Here is a 4,715-nt window from a genome sequence, read left to right as displayed (position 1 = left end):
GTTCCGGCTACCCCAGGACTGCCTCCCATCGGGTGCCATCGGCCGAGGCTCCGGCCGGCAGGCGGTCACGGGCACCGGTGTCGCCGTACAGGCTCCAGCGGAACCAGTCGAGGAAGGTGTTCTCGGTCTGCGGGTAGGTCGGGAAGTCCGGGACCAGATAGGAGCCGTGGTCCGCTCCCAGATGGGTGAGGAAGGCCTTGGGAGCGGCGAGTTTGTCGTACGCGGCGCGGGCCGACTGGTAGTCGCAGGTCGGGTCCCGGTCGCCGTGGATGAACAGGACGTTGGCCCCGACCGCGCCGGTCGGGTCGCCCATGTCCACGCAGGCGATGGGGACTGCGGCGGCGATGCGTTCGTCCGGCCACGCGGTGACCAGGCCCTGGGTGGTCATCCCGCCCATGGAGTGGCCGGAGACGCCGACTCCGGCGGCGGTGTCGATGTGGCCGGCGATCGGGTCGTCCCAGGAGTCGTTCAGCGCGAGGGTCCGCGTGATGACCTCGGACACGTCACGCGACCATTCGCCGCCGTAGACGCTCCCGAGGTTGGTGTTGTCGGAGAAGGAGGGGGCGGGGCAGATGAAGCCCGCCGCGGCCAGACCGTTGGTCTGCGAGGAGTAGCAGTCGGAGTTGCATCCCATGCCGTGGCTGAATTCGGCGATGGGGAACACACCGTCGGCGACGGGCGCGTTGGGGACGGGCCGGCCACCCGGGGTCCCGGCGGCGGGGTAGAAGACCTTGGTGAACAGCGCACGGCCGCCGCGGGACCAGTGGTACTCCCGGACTCCGACGGCGAAGGTCTGCGTGGGGGCCGGCTGGGTCCTGGGGGCGGGGAGTGCCTGTACCGGCGCGGCGCCGAGCAGGGCGGCGCCCGTGCCGATCGCTCCGGCCGCGCCGAGACCCAGGAGCGTGCGTCGTCGCATCGTCATGGGTGACTCCTTGTGTGGGGGAGGGTGGGGGAGGTGTGCCGACGGCCGGGCAGGTCCCGGCCGCGTGGGGGATCAGCAGCTGTTCGTGGTGTTGGTGGCCAGCCCCAGGCGCCAGGGGAGTTCGTGGTACTCGCCGCCGGCGGAGGGGTCCATCCCCTGGTACAGGAGCCGGAGGTCGCAGGGGTCGATGGTCATGGTCTGGTCGTTGGTGGAACGGATCAGCTCGCCGTGACTGATGTCCTGTGTCCAGGCGCCGCCTTCGAAGGTGACGTTGGCGCGGCTGGCGAAGGGGTTCTGCTGGGTGTCGGCCAGCGGTGTCCAGGCGCCGGTCAGGCCCTCGGCGGTGAAGGCGCGGTACCAGCGGCGCCCGTCCGGGCCGATGGCCTCCCAGATCAGCAGATAGGTGTCGCTGTCGCCGACGCGGTAGACGGCACCGCCCTCGAAGAGGTCGTGCGCGCCGTCCTCCAGGACGATCCGGGTGTTGTCGAAGCCGTCCGGGAACTGGGCCAGGGTGGTCTCGGACCGGTAGACGTGGCCGTTGTCGTCCGCGGAGAACAGGTAGCACATGGTGTCGTCGCAGATGACGAAGAAGTCGAGCCAGTTGCCGTCGCCGATGTTCTGCCGGACCACCTCGGGCACGCTGTCCATGAAGTTCCGCGGCGCCGACCAACTGGTGGGGTCGCTGGGGTCGGTGGTGGTGGAGTACGAGGGCAGGCCGGTCTGGTAGACGAGGTACCACTCGTCGCCGGGCGCGAAGTAGAACGCGTGGGGTGCCGCGCGGTAGCCGGGTCCGATGGCGGACGCGGCTTCCAGGTCGGTCTGCGGAGCGGTGGCGGCCTGGGACCAGTCGGTGAAGCTGGTGTGGGCCAGTCCCCAGTCGCCGCTGGTGTCGACCGAGGTGAAGAAGACGTGCCAGGTTCCGTCGTCGTCCTGGACGACCGAGGGGTCCTTGGCCGCGAGGGAGTTGATGTCCGGCGAAGGGGAGATCAGCGGCCCGCTGGAGGACCACTGGAAGCTGCTGGGTAACTGCTGCTGGGCGGCGCGGTCCTGGGAGGCGGCGCCCTCCACCTGCTCGCCGGAGGCGGGTGCGGCGGTCAGCGCCAGCGCCGCACCGAGCAGGAGGACGACGGCCGCGTGGAGGGGCCGGGAGCGGGAACGGCGTACTGGGGAAAACATCGGCGTCTCCGTGTCGGCTCGGCCGGTGGGCTCACCCACGAGAACGTCGCCTGGCCATGTGTCCGGCACAGCGGGGTGTGGGGGGACCTCACCGGAACAAAACGGATGGTGCGCGTACGTCCTGCCCTGGCCCGCGGACGTGGGGTACGGACCAGCGGCCAGTGCGCATGTTCGGCAGGCCGAACATCGACTGACCCTTCGGACGCCTCGGATGATAGCGAGGGCAAGGCCTGAGTCAACACACGTCGTACGGATTTCCCGCTCCGCCGGCCGGCCGGTGCGGGCCGCCGCGCCGCCCGGGAGCCGGGGCCTGCCGTGCGCGCGTCGCGCGGCCGGGCAGGTCCCCGGGCACTCCGGAGCGCGTCCCGCCCGCCGCCGCACCGTCCGCGGGGGACGGCGCGCCGCCGACGCGGGCCCGCACCGGCAAAGCCGCCCGGCCGACCGGGGGATGGCACCGGGGAAGGCGCCACCCGACCGGCCCGCAGGCGCGGTCCCAACAGCTCAACTGCGGGTGCGCCCGTGATGCCGCCGTGACGTGATGGGGGCATGGCAGACCACCCTGACAAGCGCCGGCCCGCCCCCGTCAAGGGGCCCGTCGGCGCCGCCCGCCGGGCCGGGCACCGCCTGGCCGCGCTGACCGGGCACACCGTCGACGGCGTATCCGCCGTCAGCCCCATCGACAAGGGATGGCGGGTACGCGTCGACGTGGTCGAGGTGCCCCGTATCCCCGACACCACCAGCCTGATGGCCACCTACGAGGTCGATCTCGACCGCGACGGCCGTCTCCTGCAGTACGAGCGGGTGCGCCGCTACCGCCGGTGCGCCACCGACGACTGAACCTCCGACCGAGGGAGAGCCTCATGAGCACGACCACCACTACCTACCGGGATGATGTCGCGTGTGTGCCGCGTACCGGCACCCTCTACGACGTCATCGACATCATCCTCGACCGTGGCATGGTCATCGATGTCTTCTTGCGGGTCTCCCTCGTCGGGATCGAGATCGTCAAGGTGGACATAAGGATCGTCATCGCCAGCGTCGACACCTATCTGCGGTTCGCCGAAGCGTGCAACCGGATGGACCTGGAGGCCGACACCCGCAGCCGCACCGTTCCCGAACTCTTCGGCGACATGAGCGGGGGCGGGGTCGGCATGGTCGGCAAGGCCGGCAAGAAGGGCGCCAAGCACGCCGCCAAGGCCGGCGAGAAGAAGGCCAAGGGCGTGGCCGGCAAGGCCAAGAAGGCCGCCGGCGGGGCCAAGGACAAGGTCAAGAGCGCTCTGCCGGGCAGACTCGGCGAGATCGGGGACTGACATGAGCCGGTTCTACGTGTACGGCGTGGTCCGTACGGGGCAGCCCCTGCCCGCCGGGCTCACCGGAGTGGGGAGCCCGCCCGAACCGCTGCGCGCCCTGCCCGCCGGGGAGCTGACGGCGGTCGTCAGCGCCGCGCCGGACGGCATGCTGGCCCGGCGCCGCGACATCATCGCCCACCAGGACGCCCTCATCGCGCTGGCCGCGGCCGGCCCGGTGATCCCGATGCGCTTCGGCTCCGTGGCACCCGACGAGGACACCGTACGGGCCCGGCTGGCCGACCGCCCCGACGAGCAGCTGGCCGTCCTGGAACGCCTCGCCGGCCGGGTGGAGATGAACCTCAAGGCGCTCGTCGTCGAGGACGCGCTGCCCCAACTGCTGCGCGAGGACGGCCGGCTGCGCCGGCTGCACAGCCAGTTGCGCGCCCACCCCGGGTACGAGGCGAGCATCCGGCTCGGCCAGGCCGTCGCCGAAGGACTGCAACGCCGGGCGCTGCGCGCCGCCGTCCGCACCCGGGACCGGGTGCGCGCCCTGGCCGACGACACGGCCACCGGGCCCGAACTCGACGGCTGCGTCCTCAACCTGTCCTTCCTGCTGCGCCGCGAGGCCGAGGAGGAGTTCCGGACCACGGTGGCCGACTGCGTGGCCGAGTACACCGGGCACGCCGACTTCCGGCTCTCCGGCCCGCTGCCCTGCTTCAGCTTCACCGGACCCCCGGGCCGGCCCGCCCCGGCCCGCCGCCCGGCCCCCACCACCGCCCGGGTGCGCTGACATGGGCCTGCTCTCCGAGATCCTCCTGCTGCCGCTCGCCCCGGTGCGGTTCACCGGCTGGGTCGCCGAGCGGATCACCGACGCGGCGGAGGAGGAACTGTACGACCCCGCGCCCCTGATGACCCGGCTCCGGCAACTGCATCTGGCCCTGGAGCAGGGCGAGGTGACCCCCGAGGAGTTCGAGGAGCGGGAGGAACGGCTGCTGCTCGCCATCCAGCAGCGCCAGGAACCGGAGCACGAGCCGCCCCCGTATCCCACCGGCTGACCGTATCTCCCGCGGAAAGGACAGGCACCGTCGATGGACAACACCAAAACCGCTCTCGCCGCCGGCATCGCCGGCGGGTATCTGCTGGGCCGGACCCGAAAGGCCAAGGTCGCCCTCGCCGTGGCCACCTATGTCATCGGCCGCCGTTTTCCGCTGACACCACGCCATCTCGCCGAGGAGGGCATGCGCCGGCTGCGCGAGCACCCGCAGTTCGGTGAGCTGAGCGAACGGATGCGCGGCGACCTCCTGGAGTCCGGACGCACCGCCCTCTCC

General features: G+C 71.8%; 6 protein-coding genes and 1 pseudogene. 5 read left to right on the top strand and 2 right to left on the bottom strand.

Features of this window, described 5'->3' with window-relative positions:
• Positions 1-7 precede the first annotated feature (7 nt).
• Entirely contained in the window at positions 8-922 is a 915-nt protein-coding gene (locus tag ACFV5N_RS24835; RefSeq protein ID WP_385603907.1) for an alpha/beta hydrolase family protein, read from the bottom strand.
• A 72-nt stretch (positions 923-994) separates the two neighbouring features.
• Positions 995-2,098 carry a non-reducing end alpha-L-arabinofuranosidase family hydrolase gene (locus tag ACFV5N_RS24830; RefSeq protein WP_385603905.1) on the bottom strand — a complete coding sequence of 368 codons (1,104 nt, stop codon included), beginning with the start codon at positions 2,096-2,098 and terminating at the stop codon, positions 995-997.
• A 546-nt stretch (positions 2,099-2,644) separates the two neighbouring features.
• On the opposite strand from ACFV5N_RS24830, the gene ACFV5N_RS24825 reads away from it, so the two are divergent.
• The 5 genes and pseudogenes from ACFV5N_RS24825 to ACFV5N_RS24805 form a co-directional block, all read left to right on the top strand.
• The gene (locus tag ACFV5N_RS24825) at positions 2,645-2,935 is read left to right on the top strand and encodes a gas vesicle protein (protein WP_385603902.1); all 291 of its coding nucleotides are present in this window, start codon (positions 2,645-2,647) and stop codon (positions 2,933-2,935) included.
• A gap of 23 nt (positions 2,936-2,958) precedes the next feature.
• Positions 2,959-3,408, top strand: coding sequence for a gas vesicle protein GvpJ (gene gvpJ, locus ACFV5N_RS24820; RefSeq protein ID WP_385603900.1), 450 nt, complete (start codon positions 2,959-2,961; stop codon positions 3,406-3,408).
• A 1-nt stretch (position 3,409) separates the two neighbouring features.
• Positions 3,410-4,177 carry a GvpL/GvpF family gas vesicle protein gene (locus ACFV5N_RS24815; RefSeq protein WP_385603897.1) on the top strand — a complete coding sequence of 256 codons (768 nt, stop codon included), beginning with the start codon at positions 3,410-3,412 and terminating at the stop codon, positions 4,175-4,177.
• A 1-nt stretch (position 4,178) separates the two neighbouring features.
• Entirely contained in the window at positions 4,179-4,442 is a 264-nt protein-coding gene (locus tag ACFV5N_RS24810; protein ID WP_385603894.1) for a gas vesicle protein GvpG, read from the top strand.
• A 33-nt stretch (positions 4,443-4,475) separates the two neighbouring features.
• A pseudogene (locus ACFV5N_RS24805) lies at positions 4,476-4,715 on the top strand (histone protein); the annotation flags it as partial.

This window comes from Streptomyces sp. NPDC059853, from assembly GCF_042731495.1.
In the GTDB taxonomy this organism is placed as follows: domain Bacteria; phylum Actinomycetota; class Actinomycetes; order Streptomycetales; family Streptomycetaceae; genus Streptomyces.
The sequence above is the reverse complement of the archived record's forward strand: the minus strand, read 5'-3'. Positions and strand labels throughout refer to the sequence as shown.